The sequence below is a fragment of the Paraburkholderia sp. BCC1876 genome (genome assembly GCF_902833695.1).
Taxonomy (GTDB): domain Bacteria; phylum Pseudomonadota; class Gammaproteobacteria; order Burkholderiales; family Burkholderiaceae; genus Paraburkholderia.
On sequence record NZ_CADFGI010000004.1, the window covers coordinates 525,079 to 544,254 of the forward strand.

Here is a 19,176-nt window from a genome sequence, read left to right on the forward strand (position 1 = left end):
CGATATCCGCCGCCTATCTATCGAGGAACGCGCACTTGAATATCCCCGCTCACGCTCCGCTCCATCTGTTGCACACGGCCGCTGTCGGCACGCTGGCCACTCACGCGCGCCAGCCGGAAGGTTTTCCTTATCCGTCGGTGTTGCCGTTCGCGCCTGACTTGCAGCATCGGCCGACGATTCTGGTGAGCCGGCTCGCCGAGCATACCCACAACCTGCACGCCGATCCGCGCGCCGGTTTTCTGGCGGTCGACGCACCCGACGGCGATGTACTGAGCGGCCAGCGCGTCACCCTGCTGGGCACCTTCGAAGCGATCGATTCGAGCCCTGAAATCGTGCGCCGCTACCTGCGCTATCACCCCGACGCGGAGCGCTATCTGGTGCTCGGCGATTTCACGTTCTGGGTCATGCGGCTTGAGCGTTTGCGTTATATCGGCGGCTTCGGCGCGATGGGCTGGCTGGGCGGCGCAGAACTCGATCCGTTGCCCCCGCTCATTTTCGATGAAGAGAACGCGCTAATCGATCACTTCACCCGGCATGCGGGACACGTCGACGGATTGGAATTGCTCGGTGTCGATCGATATGGCGCCGATCTGAAACGCGATGGCGCGCGCAGCCGGTTCGTCTTCGACGATGCCAAACTGAATACTGAATCCTTGCATGGGGCGCTAGAAGATTGCATCCAGCGCTACGCGAATTAGGTTTTATTGCGATTCGGGGAAAACACTCATGCGGCAATAACAGCGCGGCGCGCGGGCCGCAATATGTTCCGACATTTCATGTTGAAGCTCTCATGCCATGAAATGTTGATGCTGGATCGCCATCGTAATTTTCATGTTTTGCTAGTTAATCCCATAATTAAGGATGCGGACTAGGAACTTTTAGCGAAATACGGAATGGGCTAATTGAAAGGGAACATGTAACAGCCGCATGTCTTGGAAATTTTTTGAAACGTTTCTGGATTAATTTTACGCGGACGCTTTTGTAGTCTTTCTATTTTGTGTTAATCTCGCCATCAAATTCCGAGGCATGATCACCTTCAAAGGGCAAGCTGGCTTAAGACTGGCAGTCATTTATCCATACCACAAGGGAACCTATGTCTTCCTACAAGGAACTACTCGCTCAGCGCGAGAAGCTTGAAAAGCAGATCGAAGAAGCGAAGTCGCGTGAATACGCGGAAGTGTTGAATGAGATCAAGCAGAAAATGGCCGACTACGGCATTTCGCTGACTGAACTCGGCGGTGGCCGTGCCGCAAAGGGCGCTAAAGCCGGTCGTCCGCGCGCAGGCGTCGCACCGAAGTATCGCGATCCGGATAGCGGCAGCACGTGGTCCGGCCGTGGCAAACCGCCGCGTTGGATCGCAGGTCTGGATCGTGAGAAGTTTCTGATCCAGAAGTAATGCTCTGGGCTGGCGGCTAATTCCGCTGGTCTATAGGTATTACGAATCACGTCACTCAGTTGCGCCAATAGCGCGCAACGGTGACGAACCAGAAAACCGCGTACCTGTCAGGGCGCGGTTTTTTTATTGCGCTTGAAAACGCTGCGGGGGTTTTGTCACAAGCACTTCAAGGAACCGGAACGCGAATGCTTTTCATTTTGATAAGCGGCTGATTTAAAAGGATTTTTTAAGGTTATTCCGATGCTTTGCGAGATGCGCCGGGTAGAATGCGCGGATTGAGTTTCTGCTACGGCTTCTTCGATGCCTTCCCTCGCCGCCGGCCAGTCCGCCGAAAAACATCGCGTTGCGCGCAAAAGTACCTTCGTCAGTATTGCGCTCAATACAGGGTTGATGACGCTGCAAATCGTCGTCGGGATCGTTGCGCATTCGCAGGCGCTGGTCGCCGACGGGTTTCATTCCCTTGCCGATCTGATTTCCGATTTTGTCGTGCTGATTGCCAATCGGCATAGCGGCGTGAAGCCCGACGCGGATCACAATTACGGACATAGCCGCTATGAAACGGTGGCGTCATTATTTCTCGGCGCGCTGCTGATTGCGGTCGGCGTCGGGATGTTGTGGCGTGCCGGAACGCGCCTCGCCGATTTGCAGAGTATCCCGGCCGTGCATATGAGTGCGCTCGCGGTCGCGGTGTTCGTCCTGATTTCGAAAGAAGGACTGTTTCGCTACATGCTGCGTGAAGCGCAACGTGTGCGTTCCGCTATGTTGATTGCCAATGCATGGCATGCGCGTTCCGACGCCGCATCTTCGTTGGTGGTCGCGATCGGCATTATCGGCAGTCTCGCCGGCGTGCGTTTGCTCGATCCGATTGCCGCGGCCATCGTCGGTTTTATGGTGGCGCGCATGGGTTGGACCTTCGGTTGGGACGCGCTGCAAGATCTGTCCGACCGCGCGCTCGACGACGCCGCCACCGCCGACATGCGCACGCTTTTGCTGTCCACGCCGGGTGTACGCGATGTGCATGAGTTGCGCACGCGCAAGATGGGCGATTTCGCGCTGGTCGATGCGCATATCCTGGTCGATCCGCTGATCTCGGTGTCGGAGGGGCATTACATTGCCGAGTCGGCGCGCATGCGCGTGTTGAGCGACAGCCGCGTGCTCGACGCGCTGATCCATGTCGATCCGGAGAACGATGCGTTGGCGCGTCCGCCGGTCGATCTGCCGAACCGGGAGCAAGTGACGAGTGAGATCGATGCGGCGCTGGCTGGGGCCGGCCTGAAGGCCGCCGCAGTCGACATTCACTACCTGAGCACGGGGCTTGATGTCGATCTGGTGCTGCCTTCGCGCACATTGAGCGGTAGCGCGCCCGATCTCGCGAGCGTCGATCTGGCGGCGCTTAAGAGCCGCCTTGGCGCCCGCAAGCTGAACGTGCTACAGGAATGGGATGTGAGGCTGGATGAAAACGGTCCTGCGAGAGCGGCCGGTGCTGATCCGTCCGCCGATCTCGTCAAAAATCATTAAGCGCATAGCGCCGGGTAACTCACCGCTCAACCGGCGGCCGCCGCTCAAAGCGGCAATTGCGTATCGAACTTGATCTCGCGCAGCACGACGCTCGTACGCACCTGCGCGACCGCCGGAATCTTGAAGATGCGTTCGTGCAGAAAGCTGTCGTACGCCTTGATGTCCGGCGCGACGATCTTGAGGATGTAATCGGATTCGCCGGTCGTGCTGTAGCACTCGGTGACTTCCGGACAGGTGGCGATTTCCCGCTCGAACTGCTCGACGCCGCCCTCGGTGTGGCGCGTCAGGTGAATATGCGCCAACGCGCACACATGCAATCCCAGCTTCTCCCGATCGAGCAGCGCCGTGTAGCGCTGGATCACCCCCGACTGCTCCATGTCCTTGATTCGCCGCCAGCACGGCGTGCTCGACAGCCCGACCTGGTCGGAAATTTCTTGCACGGAGCGGCGTGCGTCGAGCTGCAGCAGGCGCAGGATTTTTTGTGAGAACGTATCGAGTGTCAACTGCGCCTCCGTTAGCGTCGCCTATCAACGCATGGTAGAGGGCTCGAAAACGAAACGCAATGTAAAACGGCCTGGTCGAGGGAGATTACCTAATTTGCCGGTTTCTCAGCGGCGTTTTGTCCTGAGCCGTCCCCATCTTTGGCGGCGGCCAACAAAGCCTGACCGGCCCGCAGGTCCTTGAGCATGTTGCAGAAGAGCGCGCCCTGTTCGATCGCGTCGTCGAGCGCGACGTGCGTGTGCGGATGCTCGTCGAACCAGTGTCTCGGGAAGCGCGGCTTGATGTTCTTGCGATACGGCAGGCCGGTCATCGCGAACGCGAGCGTCTTGATGTCGAGCGCCGACCACGAAAACGGGCAACGGCCGACAAAACGCATCATGTACCAGAACATATAGGTGAAGTCGAAGCCGGCCGGCATCGCGACGAACACCGGCTTGCCCGGCAGCGCTTCAACCCAATCCACATAGGCAGTCAGCGCGGCGGCGGGATCTTGCAGGTCCTTACGACAGGCGATCCACGCTTCGGGCTGCGTCTTCCACCACGCTTCCTGCACCGGATGCGGTCTCGCGCCGTTGAGCAACGCCAGGTTCGCCGAGAAAGTGGCGATCAGTTGCTTGTCTTCGGTATAGGCGGCCGAGGCGAAACTCAGCATGGAATGGGGACCGGGAATTGGGCCGTCCGCTTCGACGTCGGTGCTCACATAGATTTCGCTGCTCATGCCTCGACTCCGTCGGCGACGTAGGGATTGCTGCGGCGTTCGGCGCCGAACGTCGACGTGGGTCCGTGGCCCGGCACGAAGGTGACGTCGTCGCCGAGCGGCCAAAGTTTTTCGCGGATCGAGCGCACCAGATCCGCGTGATTGCCGCGTGGAAAATCCGTGCGGCCGATCGAACCGGCGAACAGCACGTCGCCGACCAGCGCGAGCCGGTGCGCGCGGCTGAAGAACACCACGTGACCGGGCGTGTGCCCGGGGCAGTGATAGACCTCGAGGGTTTCGTCGCCGAACCGCACGGTCTCGCCGTTCTGCAGCCAGCGGTCCGGCTCGAAAGCCTCGGCCGCGGGAAAGCCGAAGCGCGTGCTTTGGTCCGGCAGCTTGTCGAGCCAGAAACTTTCGTCCGGATGCGGGCCTTCGATCGGCACGCCGTAATGCGTGGCCAGCGTCTTCGCGCCGGCGCAGTGATCGATGTGGCCGTGCGTCAGGAACACTTTTTCGACCGTCACGTTCTGACGCGCGATTTCGCCCTGGATGACGTCGAGATCGCCGCCCGGATCGACGACGGCCGCGCGTCCGGTTGCCTCGCAAACGAGCAGCGAGCTGTTCTGCTGAAACGGCGTGACGGGGATCAAAGTGACTTTCATGGATGGGGGCGCCGCTGGAAAAACGTTGATTGTACCGGCCTGCGCGCTACGCCCGCCCAGGGCCCGAAACGCCCGGCCCAGCGGGCTTTGGCGCGCCTATTTTTGCAGCAAGCGTGAAAATTCATCAAGGTTTTCAAGCGCTTGTCATCTCAAAAATTTCTTTTGGGTATAATGCACCCCATGCCTAGGGAACTGGGCATGCCACAAGGCGATGCGTCCCCATCAAAAATGGGCACGCGGATCGCCACTCAAGTTTGGGCTGTCGCACTGCTGGACAGCCATCAAGTATCGAGCTTTCGATGCACACGTCTTGCCCAGCCAGGTGCCACGCGCCTGCTACGGACTTAACTGCCGTGACGCTGGGTGGGGCCTACGCCGCCGTTCCTGTGCGCTGAGTTCCGCGCGCAAGAACGTGTTTGCCACGTTCGATGGCGGCATGTGGGGTCTGGTCAGGCTGCCGGGGACAGGTTGCGCCAGACGTGAAAATTAACCGTGCGGTAGCGGCCGATTGGGCCGCATCCGGGCTTTGACGTTCTGCGCAGACTTGCGCGGCGCGTTGTCGTCCATTGCCGCCGGAGTCGCAGGCAACACGCTCAACTTCGCGTGATGCGGCTCGACATTGTGATTGCACGTCTTATGAAAACTCGGTTATCCCGTGGTCTGGGGACTCTTTTTGCCTTTTTTGTGCTGGCTGGTTGCGCCACGCCTCCGGGCACCGCGAACACGTCCGCCAACGACACGCCGCTGAGCACCAAAGCGGCGCAGGCAGGGTCCTTCGGGCCGCAAGCCTTCGGTAGCGCGCCGGCCTCCGGCGCAAGCGCTGCGGGCTCGTCGCTGGCCGACGCCAAGCCGCTAACGGACGATGGTTCGGACATTTCGGACTTTCATCAAACCGGTCGCGCTTCGTGGTACGGCCGCGGCTTCCACGGCCGTCGCACCGCCAACGGCGAACGCTACGACATGCATGCGCTGACCGCCGCGCATCGCACGTTGCCGCTCGGCTCGTATGTACGCGTGACCAACCCGGCCACGTCGCGCTCGGTCGTCGTGCGGATCAACGATCGTGGCCCGTATGCTCGCGGCCGTGTGATCGATCTGTCGATGGCCGCCGCAAGCGTGCTCGATATGCGTCATGCCGGCACGGCGCGCGTCAAGATTGAAGGTCTGACGCAGCAGGAAGCACGCGCCGAGATGAACGAAACGCTGGCGTCGAACTCGGGTTCGAGCAGCGATAAGTGATCGAAAATTGATGGTGAGGCTACGGGTGGGTGCGAGATGGGCGCGCTCGTAGCATGACGGCGGCGGCAGTCCATGCCATCTCTGTCAAAAAAGAAAGGGCCGCGAGGCCCTTTTCTTTTTGTCCGACTGCTTATTCCTCTTCGGGGTCGTCTTCGGCTTCGTCGTCTTTCTTCAATGCCAACGCGCGCGTGTACAGCGCGTTGCGCGACACCCCGGTGATTGACGCCGCCACCTTCGCCGCGCTGCTCACCGTCAACTCTTCTAGCAGGATGCTCAGCAACGCGTCGTGATCGTGTTCGCCGGTGGCCTCCGGCTGCGCGCCTTCTACTACCAGTACGAATTCGCCGCGCTGCCGGTTCGGATCCGCGGCGAGCCACGTTGGCCCTTCGGCCAGGGTGCCTTGGTGCAGCGCTTCGTGTAACTTTGTCAGCTCTCGCGCGATCAGCAGTTTGCGTTCGCCGCCGAACGCGTCGGCCAGCGCCTGCACCGTTTCGACGATCCGGTGCGGGGCTTCGTAGAACACCATCGCGTGAGGATGGCGCGCGAGCTCCTGCAATGCGGCGGCGCGGGCCTTCGGTTTGGGCGGCAGGAAGCCGAGGAACGAGAACGTCGCGACCCAGTCGCCGGCTGCGCTCAACGCCGTGGCGAGGGCGCTCGCGCCGGGCAGCGGAATCACGGGGAAGCCCGCTTCGCGCACGGCGTCGACCAGTTTTGCGCCGGGGTCCGAGATGCCGGGCGTGCCCGCGTCGGATACGTAGGCCACGCGTTCGCCTGCTTGCAGGTGTTCGATCAGGCGCTGCGCCGCGGCCCGCTCGTTGTGCTGATGCACCGCGACGAGCGGCTTCGAGATGCCATAGCGCGCGAGCAGTTGGCCGGTGTTGCGGGTGTCTTCGGCAGCGATACGGTCCACCAGTCCGAGCACATGCAACGCGCGCAGCGTGACGTCGGCGACGTTGCCGATCGGCGTGGCCACCACATACAGCGCGGCGGTGGGGTAATGCTGCCCTTGCGCGAGTTCGGAGAGAGGAGTCATGAGGCAGAAGACACAAACAGACGGAAAGAGGCCGCCATTGTGCCACGCAGCGCCGGGCGTTCTGGACGCTGCGGATGGTGAGCGGCGGGCGAGGGCATCGCCGTCCGCCACCCCGCACAACTTTTCAAGACCGGCGGGGTCCAAACTCGTCGGCGCGGCTTTCGAGTTGCGCGCGCAGGAGTTTTTGCAGCGGCAGCGTTTGCGGTTCGTCGCGCGTAATGTGTCGTGCCGCGGCGGCGAGATCGATCTGGTGATGAGCGACCGTGACGGCGCGCTGGTGTTCGTCGAAGTCCGCGCGCGGGCGCAAGGTCAATATGGCGGCGCGGCGGAGAGCATCGACTGGCGCAAGCGGCAGCGCATCGTGCGTGCGGCGCAGCATTATCTGGCCACTCGCGGCCGCTGTTCGCGCGATCAACCCGCGTGCCGTTTTGACGTGATCGCGTTCGAAGCCGGCCGGCTCGTCTGGTTGCGTGACGCGTTTCGCGCCGACGAAGTCTGAGGTCGCGCGCGGAGAACCCGCGTGAGTACGATAAACTTGCGCTCGCGTCCGGGCCACGGGGCGACGCGGATTACGCGACACGTAGGGTACTTTGCGATGCATCGACGCTACGGCACCACGTTACCGGCCAGCTTCAACGGCGCAACACGACTCGCAATACGACTTCACAACACGGCCGCGCAGTGCGGCTCATTCGCGGTAGAAGATAGAGACTCGATGTCAGTCGAACGCATTCAACAACACTTCCGCGACAGCGCGGCAGTCAAACTCGAAGCCCTCGAAACCCTGTCGATGCCGATCGCCGCAGCGATCGACACGATGTTCGGCGCGCTCGCCAACGGCAACCGTATTCTGGCGTGCGGCAACGGCGGCTCGGCTGCCGACGCGCAACACTTCGCCGCCGAGCTGATCGGCCGCTTCGAACGTGAACGGCCGGGCTTGCCGGCGATCGCGCTGAGCACGGATACGTCCGTGCTGACCGCCATCGCCAACGACTATTCGTTCGAGCAGATTTTCTCGAAGCAGGTCTGGGCGCTCGGCCAGCCGGGGGACGTGCTGCTGGCCATCACCACGTCCGGCAATTCCGCCAACGTGCTGGCCGCGATCGACGCCGCGCACGAACGCGAGATGATCGTAGTCGCGCTGACCGGCAAGGGCGGCGGCCGCGTGCAGGACGGGTTGAGCGATACCGACATTCACGTTTGCGTGCCGTCGGATCGCACCGCGCGTATTCAGGAAGTGCATTTGCTGACCATCCATTGTCTGTGCGACGGCATTGATGCCATGTTGCTGGGCGAAGACTGAGATTGATTCCGAAGGAGAGCTAGTTGATGAGCGTATTCCGCGTCAAGAAGACACTGGTGAGAACCGTGCTGGTGGTTGGGTTCGCGGCGGGCCTGTCCGCGACGTTGCAGGGTTGCTTTCTCGCCGTTGCCGGCGCGGCGGGCGGCGGCGCGCTGGTGGCGACCGACCGGCGCACGCTGGGCGCGCAGACCGAAGATCGCGAGTTGCAGGTGAAGGCGCTCTCGCAGATCAGCCAGAATCTGCCGGACAACGCGCACGTCAACGTCGCGGTGTTCAATCGTCGGGTGCTGCTGACCGGCGAAGTCGCCGGCGACGTGTCGAAGCAGCGCGCCGAGACAATCGTGCGTGGCTTGAACAACGTCAACACGATCGTCAACGAACTGGCGATCATGCCGGCCAGTTCGTTCTCGTCGCGCACCAACGATACCTATCTGGAAACGCGCGTGAAGACCGCGCTGATCGCCGAGAAGAATATTTCGGCGAACAACTTCAAGGTGGTGGCCGAGCGTGGCTCGGTGTACCTGATGGGTCTCGTCACGATGGACGAAGGCAATCGCGGCGCCGACGTCGCGAGTCGCGTGCCGGGCGTGGTGCAGGTCGTGAAGCTGTTCCAGTACATCCAGCCGCAGGAAGCTGCAGCGGCGGCTGCGGCAGCAGCGACTGCGCCGGCGACGGGCGCGTCGCAGCCGGACGCGAATGCGCCGACGGTCGGCGCGATTCCGGATTCGTCGGTGAGCTCGCGGCCGCTCGATCAGCAGGCGCCGGCGCCGGTCACCAATTCGAACGCGGTGCATCCGGGTAATCCGAAGGCGACTGCGCCATGAAGCGGGGTGTGATCGTTGTTGGGTCGGTATTGGTTGGGGCGGTGGTGGGACTGTTTGTGTCCAGCGCGCATGCTGCGGATGCGCCGGGTGGGCAGAGTATCGCTAATTCGAATGCTTGTATGGGATGTCATGCCGTGGACCGCAAACTGGTCGGCCCGTCGTTTCAGCAGATCGCCGCGAAGTACAAGGGTGACGCGCAAGCGCCGGCTAAGTTGGCGAGTAAGGTGAAGAACGGTGGGTCCGGTGTGTGGGGCATGATTCCGATGCCCGCGCATCAGTCGATGAGCGATGCGGATATTCGGACGGTGGTCGATTGGGTGCTGAAAGGGGCGCCGTCGAAGTGATGGTTTGGTGGGGGTTAGGGCTAGGCAAAAGGGAAAATGCCTGTGCTAGAATTGTTCGCACGTTGGGGGGGTAGCTCAGCTGGGAGAGCGTCGCGTTCGCAATGCGAAGGTCGGGAGTTCGATCCTCCTCCTCTCCACCACTCAAATCCTTTAAAACCGGCCACTTAGGCCGGTTTTTTCTTTGTGCGTCGCTTCCGTCGTCGTTGGCTCGACACCCCGCAGGGTGACATCAGGGTGACAAGACGGGTGTCGCCTGTCTAGTAGAAGGATGGCATACGCTTAACGACGGGGTCAACAGTTGGACCCGACTGTGGCGGTTGGCGGTGAATGGTGCGGGACCGGTGCGTCCCGGACTTTTGGCAATGGATCGCATAGAACTAACAGCCATTACACGCCGTTCAATAAGCGGCCAACGGCGGATAGCGAAAGGCCGACTGTCGGGCGGTTGGTCGAATCGAAGGTAGCATCCGCCGCTGTTTACGCCGACCGAAAATTCAGCCACATGTAGGGATCGCGCCGACTGAAAATTGAGCCGGGCAATCAACCTATCCTGCTAGTTTTTCTGGCAGGGTGTTTGGGGATGATCCCGATGACGATGATTGGCAAGGTGCGGCGGATGTTCCACCGCCAGAACAAGTCGGTACGCGAGATAGCGCGTCTCACAAGCCTGTCGCGCAACACGATTAGTAAATATCTGAACATGGATGTTCAGGAGGAGCCGAAGTATCAGCGGCGCTCGCAGCCGACCCGGTTGACGCCGTTTCATGAGGTGCTGGTGCAGGCGCTCAGTGTCGACGCGCGGCGACCGAAGAAGGAACGCCGCACCGCCTGGATGCTGTTCCAGGAGATCAAGGCTGGCGGCTACGACGGCTGTTACTCGCGGGTGACCGATTTCATCCGGGCCTGGCGGCAAGGCGAAGGCAAGGCGGTTTCGAAGTCGGCGTTTGTGCCGTTGCGATTCGAGCTGGGCGAGGCATTCCAGTTTGACTGGTCCGAGGAAGGACTGGTTGTCGGCGGCATTTACCGCAAGCTGCAGGTGTCGCACATGAAGCTATGTGCGTCGCGGGCGTTCTGGCTGGTTGCCTATCCGAGCCAGGGGCACGAGATGCTGTTCGACGCCCATACGCGCTCGTTCGCGGCCTTCGGCGGAGTGGCACGCCGAGGCATCTATGACAATATGAAAACGGCCGTAGACAAGGTTCACAAAGGCAAGGGTCGCACGGTCAATCCGCGTTTCGCAGTGATGTGTTCGCACTACCTGTTCGATCCGGACTTCTGCAACGTCGCCAGTGGCTGGGAGAAAGGCGTCGTCGAGAAGAACGTGCAGGACAGCCGTCTGCGTATCTGGATTGAGGCGCGTGCGCAACGCTTCGGCAGTTTCGCTGATCTGAATGCATGGCTGGCGACCCGGTGCCGGTCGTTGTGGGATCAGGTGAAGCATCCAGACTATCGTGAGCTGAGCGTCGCCGACGTGTTCGAGCAGGAACGCGCCCATCTGATGCCGATGCCAACACCGTTTGACGGTTATGTTGAGCGTGCGGCACGAGTCTCGTCGACCTGCCTGGTGGTGATTGGCCGCAATCGCTACTCCGTGCCATGCGAATTCGCAGGCCAGATGCTCAGTACGCGGCTCTATCCTGGCCGTGTTGTGGTGGTTGGCGACGATGCTGTGGCGGCCGAACACGATCGACTGGCCGACGAAGGACAGGTGCGATACGAGTGGCAGCATTACATCCCGCTGATCCAGCGCAAGCCAGGAGCCCTGCGCAACGGTGCGCCGTTCCATGATATGCCCGAGCCGCTGCAACGGCTGCGCCGGGCGTTACTACGCGAGCCAGGTGGCGACCGGGTAATGGCTAAGGTTCTGGCGCTGGTACCGGAAAGCGGTCTGGATGCCGTAGTGGTTGCAGTCGAACTCGCATTGGAGCAGGCACCGCCCTCCGGGCGCGTGAGCGTCGAGCATGTGGTGAACGTGCTGTCGCGCATGCGCAGCGTGCAGATGCCGCCGAAGATCGATACTGCGCTACAACTGACGACACCGCCGCTGGCCGACACATCGCGCTACGACGGGCTGCGCCCGGCACTGCAACAGCCGGAGGCCGATCATGCGTGATCTGATTGTCGAACTCAAACACTTGCGGCTGCACGGCATGGCTGCCGGCTGGGCCGAACTGCTCGAACAGGTGAATGTCGAGGCGGCGTCTTCGCAATGGCTGCTCGACCGGCTGTTGCAGGCCGAGGTAGCGGATCGGGCCGTGCGTTAGGTCAGCCACCAGATGAACGCGGCGAAGTTCCCGGTGCATCGCGACATCGCGGGCTTCGACTTCGATGCCTCGCCGGTCGACCGCCAGCTCGTCACGCAACTGGCTGGCATGACGTTCACCGAGGGCGCGCACAACCTGGTTCTGGTCGGCGGCCCGGGCTCGGGCAAGACGCATCTGGCGACCGCCATCGGCGTGTCCGGCATCATGCACCACGGCAAGCGGGTGCGCTTCTACTCGACGGTGGATCTGGCCAACGCACTGGAGCAGGAGAAGGCGCAGGGACGCGCCGGGAGGATCGCGGCGAGCCTGCTGCGTCTTGACCTGGTCATTCTGGACGAACTCGGATATCTGCCCTTCAGCCAGGCCGGCGGGGCGTTGCTATTCCACCTGCTGAGTCGCCTGTACGAGCACACAAGCGTTGCGGTGACAACGAATCTGGACTTCGCCGAATGGTCCAGTGTGTTCGGCGACGCGAAGATGACCACGGCGTTGCTGGATCGGCTGACGCACCACTGCCACATCGTGGAGACTGGCAACGAAAGCTACCGTTTCCGCCACAGCAGCGCCAGTGCAAAGAAGCGTATCCGCTTGCGTGAAGCGGCGCGCAGAGCCGACAGTGCAAGCGAGAACGAATCAGTCTGATCGTCGCTTGCCGCGCAGTGGAAGCCGCTACGGGCTACGCCCTTCGCAGCTTCCACTGCGCAATGAGGCCTCACACGAAAGAGGACAAGTACTCTCGAAACCCATACACTTATCCACAACCGGTCCTTCTTCAGACCGGTCTCCACCCCGGCTCAAAGCTCGGTCGGCGCGGTGGCTCAAAATTCATTCGGCGCGGACAGTACAGTCGCATCTGATGGGCGTCGTCGCGAGCCAGTATTCGAAAATGATGCCCGATCAGCCTTCGCCAGATGACGCGTACAACTTGTTTGGTAGAGCCGAAATTGTGATGGACTGGCGATACGCTCTATGGCTTAACAACACGCCCACTATTGCGAGGCGTGGCGCGTATCTTCGAGCCCCGCTTCTATAAGCGCTATTGCCATATGCATTGACGATCGGTGCGTTCACCGAGCGATTAGCGTGCACATTAGTGTGTATCTCGGAGGACTGCGATCATATTCGATGATCCCAACAGTCGCCCATTGATTTTCTGCCGCGAAGACGGCCCGTATCTTCGATCCCGTAGACTGCTGCGCGTCGGCATCACGCGCGCACGACATCAAGTACTGATGCTTTACCGCCCGTCCCAGTTATTTGACGGTGACCTCCTTTCGCGACAAAACATATGGGACCCCGCATGGCGTTTCGAAATTGCTATCAAGTACGTCCACTACTAGACTAGAGCGTCAGGCAGAAAATATTGCCAGCAGCCTGCGACACGCGGCAGCTATGCGTCTGAGTAGGTGAGCGAGTATGGCAACGATTCCGCGCAGACATTTCGAGGCGGTACGCATTGTGAAGCGGCCTCCGTTACAGATCGCGCCAATCATGCTGCGAAACAGATAGGAACTACGCCGTAGCTCCTGTGGAGAACGTTTCTCTATTGCTGCCAGCTTGGTCGTTGCGCCGGCGATCTTTCCGCCGATCACGAGAGAGAACAGCAGGTAGTAAATCCACCGGAAATGCTTTGTACGACGATCCTGTTCGACTTTTCCCCACAGCGCTTCCTGCTCGGTCCGGTACATAACCAGCGTCGGGATGATTCCCTCACTGTCTAGGGCGAGCGGAATCTGGAATGTGCTGTTATTTACCTTTCCGTCAAGAGGCTCATGGTAAGCGCGACTAAAATTGGCTGGAGTTGTGAGGCAATGCCTGGAAGGCGCGGCCAGTTGCTGAACCCCGTGACCAAGATCTGCCACTGGGCAGAGTTCGCGGTTATAGGCGGCAATCTCGAGGCGTATCTGTGTCATAGCCCGCTCGGTGATATTTCGTCTGGGAATCGAATAAACCTCTGCCGACGTGGTCGGTCCGAAGCGCCAGAACAGTGCGGGTTCTTGCCATGAATAGTCCAGTAGCTTTTGTTGTACTGTTGATGCCCAGCGGCAGGAAATCTGGTTTACGCGTCCGTTGTCTTCGCACCACTGCTCGTAGGCCGCTGTCTGCCCGCGCAGATACGCACTCGCCTGCCGTGAATACTGCGAACTCTCCTGCAATCTTCGCGCGTGTTCACTAACTTGGGAGTCTGCGACAAAAACTATCCCAGCCAGTAGGCCCGCTACATACCAGACGTGATCGTATGCGAGCCAGAAGCGTGATCCGGATGAAAACAGATCTGCGTAGATCAGTAGCAGACACCACCCCGCAGTAGCTCCTAGACACACGAGCGGAAGCATCCCCCAACCGCTACCTAACACGCCAGTCCCGTCGATAACGAAAGTGTCCGGCACGCTGGGTACGATCGGCCAAAGGCCCACCATATTAAGCACGCCAGGCAGAATTATTACGGCCAGGGCGACAAGTGCCCCTTTCTTTCTTGCCAGGATGTAGCCCGCCCAGAGAACACAAATGAACACGCAGATCATTGCGACGAACAGCAGACCGAAAATCGCCATGACGTGCACGCCAGGAGACCAGCTACTTACCAGTGCGGGACCGGTCGGGTCTGAGCTCACAAAATACGATGACGATACTCCTAGACCCTCGAGGCTTTGCTGGATATTCCACGCTGCGCCGTATAGCGGCAGAAGATATGGGGTGAAGAATGTGATGTGCATTCTGCTCTAGTGATTTTTCAAATTGGAGGCTTACTTTAGCACCCGATAGCCGACACTAATGACGACGTCCAAGTTGTAGAACTTCACTGGCTTATCCGAACCAGTAATGTGCAAACTTTGCACATTACTTACTTTAGTGGACGCGATGCCCCCAAGACCTTCAATGCAACTCAAGGTGGGTTGCCCGGACGCTTACCGTCCGCTGCATATTGGCAGAGACCCGTCGGAACACGTCATGAATGCCGGCCTCCGCTGGCACATCGATTTTTCTCTGCCAGATTCTTGGTATTACCTCAAGGTCATGAGGAGCCGTCTCAGCGCGGGAGGCCGTATGCTGGATTGGGCCGCATTGCATGAATATGATTGGATGCTGGCCGTCCCGGCGGATCGGCGTCGCCGTTAATCCCAAAACGTACCTCGCCTTGACCCGCTTGAGTAGTGCTTCGAACGAAACCGCCGATATGTGGTGGCACTCGTCCACAATCACGTGCCCATAGTGTTCGACCAACCTGCTGAGAGATTAACGCGAGGTGTCCGTCTGGCGTGCTGTGTTTGCGAAGGCGCTTGTCCGGGTGGATCAGGTTGCGTGATTCGCGCAAGGCCCGTGCATGCCGTGCAAGACTGGCATCGATGTATTCGAGTTCGGCCGCGACCGTGATCAAAGACTCCAACGACCAGCGCGAGAGTGGCAGCACTGTCTGCTTCTGTCTGTCACGCGTAGCGTTTATCGCGCTGTAGCGCTTGGGCTTCGTCGTGTAGTAGCAACCAATCGGGTAAAACTGCCTCAAGGATGGAGCCATAAAGTCCGGCAGCGGCTACCGGCGGGAACGGACACGCAGCGGAAAGCGCGCCCGGAAATTGTGCCAGTTCGCCGAGTCTACGTGCTCTTGATCTATACGTCGTAGCCAAGGTGAGAGTGATGTCTACTGGGCTCGTTCGTTACGCGCAACTGTCGCACGCCTCACGCTCTGCGGCTGAACAACAGCTCGCTCGTCAAACGCCATGACGATCATCAATCACACGGCGACACTGAGTGCGGGCGAGGGTTTCATCGGCAACAACTTCGGCTCGTTCCGGACCGTCGGTCTCAATGGCACGTGCAAATTTCTCTGCCATCGTTTCCCATCGTGGGCTGATAGGCATCCAGTCTCGGTAGCCGCCCGACCACATCTCCTTGATTCGGCTCACTATCCCCGCGTTGCCACTTCGGATGCAGCATGCAATTGCCGCATCAAGCATTGATACCATACGTGACATTTGAAGGTTGTAGTTATCACGTGATAGTGGCACAACGCAAACCTGTCCAAAGAGTCGGCAGGCAAGCTCGGTGTGCTTGTCGACCAGGTTCGACGATGACCACAACGCCAGTGTTCGAGAGAAGGAGTCGAGGTTCTCATTCAAGGCCCATAGCTCCCGAATTTTGTCGGGCTCAGATGTCCGTTCTATGTAGAAATTGGCCTCATTCGCCAGGCGGAAGACGGTATCCTCGGAGACCTTGGGCAGGTTGCGAACACAGAGAAGCTTGAGTGAGTGTGTTAGGGCTAAACCATTGAGCTGTGCGACAGACTCGCGCTGGTCTTCCGGGACGCTTGCAACGACCCTGAAAACGAACCTCATGGCACATGCAGCCCGCGTAATTACAGACTGCCAGGCATCCGGATGACGGCTCGAAGCGAACGGTATTGCAGTTATGCGATTGGATGCGCTGGCGATGCCGCTAACCAGATCACTAGTGCTTTTACCTACTCCGCGATTGACCGATTGATACAGCAAGACCGCGGATTGAGCGGCCCAGTCGGCAATTTTCCCAAAGCTGGCTTCCTCTGGAGAGAAGTAGTCTTTTGAGATCGCACCGGGGTCGCACTCCAGGCCAATAAATGTCCTTAGAAGCTCGACATTCCGCTTGAGCAACCAGGCACGATTCGCCTGATGCGAAACCTTGACTGCCAGCCGGTGTCGAACGTCCGCCGCATCCACAAACACCGAATCAAGGGCCTCCATTTGCTGCTCGTTGAGACCGTCGGTGGGCCAGTCTGCTGCGGTATCGACGAGCAGTTGCTCGAGTGTGACAACAAGCTTTTCGTAGTCTGCGGCATTTCGCTCAATCTGTTCTCGCAGCCTCTCCATTTCTTGCACGGCATACCGAAGGCCTCCGATAGCCTTCTCCGGAACCCGTTCTATATAGCCTAGTCTTGCAGCGTTCTGCTGACGCCCGTGTTCACTCCGATTGCGCGCGTACACAGCCTCTCTAATGCGTACCGCAGCCATCCAAATTGCATCCGCCGCTGTAAAGCCAGAGTTGATAAGCGTTCGGTGGCAGTCTCGAAGGTTCATCGGCTCCTGAACACCTACAGGAAACACGACTGCCGCAGCGCCGAGGTACTTGATGGCAACGTTACTGCTTCGAAGAAGCGACTGAACTGCAGTGTCTTCGTCGAACGGAAAGACCATGCTGAGGGCCGCGCCTCCGATGACGGAGCAGGCCGCATCATCCGGATTGGCCGATATCCAATCGTCGACGACAGAGGGATCCGCCTTGAGGACAATTCTGGTAACGAAGGTTAGGCCGTAGCCGCCGAATACGCGATCGGGATGCCCGAGTCGCGCGACCGCCAGTTGGAATGTCTCCCGCCCAGGTGTCGAATGGGAAATCCACTGTCCCAGGGACAGTTCGTCAACCCGAGTTTGACGACGAATTACATTGTTGCACTCGATTGCCGCTTCGAAGGCCCGAGCTAACGGAGTAAGTGCTTTGCGCTCCTCGATGGCGCATGCAATCAACTCGGAGAGTCCTTGTGCGTGGCAATGCGCGCGTATTTCCCCTAGGCCGTGGAGGAGTTGCCCGAGGCGTTCAGCGTCTGCGGGTAGTTGCTCAATTCCAGCTTCTGCTAGCCGCAATACAGCTTCGCCGTCAGCTGTCCAATGTGGGTCGCCATCCGGCAGAATCAGTTTTGCTGCCTGAGCGATCGAGAGGATGAGCTCGGCGGGGCTTCCCTCTTTAACGTCCAGCAACCAACCCAAGGCAACATGTACACTGGGCAACTCCTGCAGGGTAGGAATGTTAAGTCGCATTTGATGGCCATTCGAAGGTGATATTCAATGCCCTGTTTCGAGCGCTATCCGTGCCTGCCAGCAGCGCCTCAACATATCTCTGCACCTCACGCCCTACGTCGGGTGCAAGCAGGCTCATTGCAAACGGCCAATTCCCGGCGAGCTTGTTGATGCTGTTTGATAGCAGGAATGCCTTTGGCGGGGTTTCGTACGGATAGAGTACGAGATATCTGTCATGGAACGCTTGTGCCTTACCATCGACCACGTTAATGATTTTCAGGCTGGGTGCCAACAGAGGTTCGATTCTCTGAAGTACTGTCTCGAGCTTTGCCGTCGGACTCTTGTCCCGTTGGAAAGGGGTGCCGGTGTCGGGGTCTTCGCCGGTCCAGCTCGTGAGAATGGTAAATCGCACATCGTGGCTTCTAAGCCGCAACGCAAATCGTTGAAGCGCGTCGGCGCCGAACCATGGATCGACGAGAACGGCGTGGGTAACGCGCCCCCCGTCGATAAGACCAGCAATGTGTGCGATGGCACCGACCTCGCTATCTATGCCGCGCGTAAACCACTTGTCTTCGCCGGATTTTGGTAGCTGATCAGCCACCCGACGTTCCATATCTTCCACAAACTTCTGCCAACTTCCCTCGCGCGGAGCCCCGACAGCGGACCGATGCGATGAGTGTGTCACCACACTCGCCGCTTTCTTGCCTAGTTCCCTGTTTTGGCTCTTGGCGCGATGGGTTAGCTCATCCTCGATGGTTAGTTGGCGCGCAACCGGTGCCATGACAAAGTGAATGCGATTCAGAAACGTTTGCTGCTCGGAGTGAAGTAGCTTGTCTCCGCTCGCAGAGAAAAGGCGAAAGTGCAGGCGACTAGGGGTTTCGGGCAGCTCGAAAGATGTCTTTCGTTCACCTGCAGGGAGCTTGATGAGCTTGTCAAAAATGACTTCGCCGTTTACCTCGCTTACGAGGTGCGCAATGTGCTCGTCTCGGCAGAACTCGATGCTGCGAGAGATTTCTTGGGTCTGAGGCCCACTGCTATCTTTCTCCCGGTCTTGGGCTCCATCTACAAGAAATGGTATGGGCCTGTCCAACCAAGGGTGCAGTTCGAATATTTCAAAGTTCCCCAGATGCGTCGCATATCGCCCTTTGAAGGGAAGATTAAGCTGATCCTGCAGCGCGGTCAGAACGCAGTCGAGCGCACCGTCAGCCGTGCCGACGATGTCTTCGACATTCGGTAGGGTATGGTGGAGTCGCGTACGGACGCCTGATTGTCCGAAGCCTTCCTGAAATATGAATCGAGAGGCGCGAATTTTCGCGTGAACAACCTTCCCTGCATGCAGTGACTCTGTATCTACCACCCCGGCGTCAAGTGCACCCCGTAGCTTGACCCAAAGCTGCTCAGAAATAATGCACTGGTAGACGCATAGCTTGGCGTCCCCCGGAATGTCGATGCTCGTTGTCTCATGCCAATCCGAGCGCGCGGAGGCAGGCGACGCACATCCGTAGACGAACCCGCCGCCACCTTCGTATTCCGTCCAGGTAACGAAGACGAACCAAGAAGTGTCTTGGCCTGATGAGCCGTCTGCCGGGAACGACGGTGGTTGAATTTGCAATTTCTCTGTCCTTAG

Annotated in this window: 17 protein-coding genes, 1 tRNA gene and 1 pseudogene; 11 read left to right on the plus strand and 8 right to left on the minus strand. The window is 59.5% G+C overall.

The window, feature by feature from the left end; all coding sequences use genetic code 11:
- The first annotated feature begins 35 nt into the window (after nucleotides 1–35).
- The 3 genes from HWY05_RS17705 (at nucleotide 36) to HWY05_RS17715 (ending at nucleotide 2,914) form a co-directional block, all read left to right on the plus strand.
- Complete coding sequence (locus tag HWY05_RS17705) at nucleotides 36–698, plus strand: pyridoxamine 5'-phosphate oxidase family protein (RefSeq protein WP_176059072.1); 663 nt, start codon at nucleotides 36–38, stop codon at nucleotides 696–698.
- 395 nt (nucleotides 699–1,093) lie between these two features.
- Complete coding sequence (locus HWY05_RS17710) at nucleotides 1,094–1,396, plus strand: H-NS histone family protein (protein WP_035553963.1); 303 nt, start codon at nucleotides 1,094–1,096, stop codon at nucleotides 1,394–1,396.
- A gap of 300 nt (nucleotides 1,397–1,696) precedes the next feature.
- A complete protein-coding gene (locus HWY05_RS17715; RefSeq protein WP_176059073.1) occupies nucleotides 1,697–2,914 on the plus strand; it encodes a cation diffusion facilitator family transporter in 1,218 nt (405 codons plus the stop codon).
- 44 nt (nucleotides 2,915–2,958) lie between these two features.
- On the opposite strand, the gene HWY05_RS17720 is transcribed toward HWY05_RS17715, so the two are convergent.
- The 3 genes from HWY05_RS17720 to HWY05_RS17730 form a co-directional block, all read right to left on the minus strand.
- Nucleotides 2,959–3,417, minus strand: coding sequence for an Lrp/AsnC family transcriptional regulator (locus tag HWY05_RS17720; RefSeq protein ID WP_012431468.1), 459 nt, complete (start codon nucleotides 3,415–3,417; stop codon nucleotides 2,959–2,961).
- 89 nt (nucleotides 3,418–3,506) lie between these two features.
- Entirely contained in the window at nucleotides 3,507–4,133 is a 627-nt protein-coding gene (locus tag HWY05_RS17725) for an exonuclease (RefSeq protein ID WP_176059074.1), read from the minus strand.
- The gene (locus HWY05_RS17730) at nucleotides 4,130–4,774 is read right to left on the minus strand and encodes an MBL fold metallo-hydrolase (protein WP_176059075.1); all 645 of its coding nucleotides are present in this window, start codon (nucleotides 4,772–4,774) and stop codon (nucleotides 4,130–4,132) included. Before HWY05_RS17730 ends, HWY05_RS17725 begins: the two co-directional genes overlap by 4 nt.
- A gap of 606 nt (nucleotides 4,775–5,380) precedes the next feature.
- Here HWY05_RS17730 and HWY05_RS17735 point away from each other — a divergent pair.
- The gene (locus HWY05_RS17735) at nucleotides 5,381–6,013 is read left to right on the plus strand and encodes a septal ring lytic transglycosylase RlpA family protein (RefSeq protein WP_035553955.1); all 633 of its coding nucleotides are present in this window, start codon (nucleotides 5,381–5,383) and stop codon (nucleotides 6,011–6,013) included.
- A 130-nt stretch (nucleotides 6,014–6,143) separates the two neighbouring features.
- Here the strand turns inward: HWY05_RS17735 and rsmI are convergent, their stop codons facing one another.
- Nucleotides 6,144–7,046, minus strand: a complete 903-nt coding sequence (gene rsmI / locus HWY05_RS17740; RefSeq protein ID WP_176059076.1) for a 16S rRNA (cytidine(1402)-2'-O)-methyltransferase — start codon at nucleotides 7,044–7,046, stop codon at nucleotides 6,144–6,146.
- Between rsmI and HWY05_RS17745 the strand changes: the two genes are divergently transcribed.
- The 7 genes and pseudogenes from HWY05_RS17745 to istB all read left to right on the plus strand — a co-directional run bounded on the left by HWY05_RS17745 (nucleotide 7,045) and on the right by istB (nucleotide 12,423).
- Nucleotides 7,045–7,545, plus strand: coding sequence for a YraN family protein (locus HWY05_RS17745; protein ID WP_035553950.1), 501 nt, complete (start codon nucleotides 7,045–7,047; stop codon nucleotides 7,543–7,545). The genes rsmI and HWY05_RS17745 overlap by 2 nt on opposite strands.
- A 216-nt stretch (nucleotides 7,546–7,761) precedes the next feature.
- The gene (locus HWY05_RS17750) at nucleotides 7,762–8,349 is read left to right on the plus strand and encodes a phosphoheptose isomerase (protein WP_035553948.1); all 588 of its coding nucleotides are present in this window, start codon (nucleotides 7,762–7,764) and stop codon (nucleotides 8,347–8,349) included.
- Nucleotides 8,350–8,375: 26 nt separating this feature from the next.
- Nucleotides 8,376–9,173: a BON domain-containing protein gene (locus HWY05_RS17755; RefSeq protein ID WP_035553945.1), complete on the plus strand. Its 798-nt coding sequence runs from the start codon at nucleotides 8,376–8,378 to the stop codon at nucleotides 9,171–9,173.
- Complete coding sequence (locus tag HWY05_RS17760) at nucleotides 9,170–9,517, plus strand: c-type cytochrome (protein WP_035553943.1); 348 nt, start codon at nucleotides 9,170–9,172, stop codon at nucleotides 9,515–9,517. The genes HWY05_RS17755 and HWY05_RS17760 overlap by 4 nt, the downstream gene beginning before the upstream one ends.
- A gap of 64 nt (nucleotides 9,518–9,581) precedes the next feature.
- Nucleotides 9,582–9,657, plus strand: a tRNA-Ala gene (locus HWY05_RS17765).
- A gap of 449 nt (nucleotides 9,658–10,106) precedes the next feature.
- Nucleotides 10,107–11,630: an IS21 family transposase gene (istA, locus tag HWY05_RS17770; RefSeq protein ID WP_176059208.1), complete on the plus strand. Its 1,524-nt coding sequence runs from the start codon at nucleotides 10,107–10,109 to the stop codon at nucleotides 11,628–11,630.
- A pseudogene (istB, locus tag HWY05_RS17775) lies at nucleotides 11,623–12,423 on the plus strand (IS21-like element helper ATPase IstB). Before istA ends, istB begins: the two are co-directional and overlap by 8 nt.
- A gap of 707 nt (nucleotides 12,424–13,130) precedes the next feature.
- On the opposite strand, the gene HWY05_RS17780 reads toward istB, so the two are convergent.
- The 4 genes from HWY05_RS17780 to HWY05_RS17795 form a co-directional block, all read right to left on the minus strand.
- Nucleotides 13,131–14,498: a hypothetical protein gene (locus tag HWY05_RS17780; protein WP_176059077.1), complete on the minus strand. Its 1,368-nt coding sequence runs from the start codon at nucleotides 14,496–14,498 to the stop codon at nucleotides 13,131–13,133.
- 160 nt (nucleotides 14,499–14,658) lie between these two features.
- Entirely contained in the window at nucleotides 14,659–15,006 is a 348-nt protein-coding gene (locus HWY05_RS17785) for a DEAD/DEAH box helicase family protein (RefSeq protein WP_176059078.1), read from the minus strand.
- Nucleotides 15,007–15,491: 485 nt separating this feature from the next.
- Nucleotides 15,492–17,570 carry a hypothetical protein gene (locus HWY05_RS17790; RefSeq protein WP_176059079.1) on the minus strand — a complete coding sequence of 693 codons (2,079 nt, stop codon included), beginning with the start codon at nucleotides 17,568–17,570 and terminating at the stop codon, nucleotides 15,492–15,494.
- Nucleotides 17,560–19,161, minus strand: coding sequence for a VPA1262 family N-terminal domain-containing protein (locus HWY05_RS17795; protein WP_176059080.1), 1,602 nt, complete (start codon nucleotides 19,159–19,161; stop codon nucleotides 17,560–17,562). Before HWY05_RS17795 ends, HWY05_RS17790 begins: the two co-directional genes overlap by 11 nt.
- Between the last annotated feature and the right edge of the window lie 15 nt (nucleotides 19,162–19,176).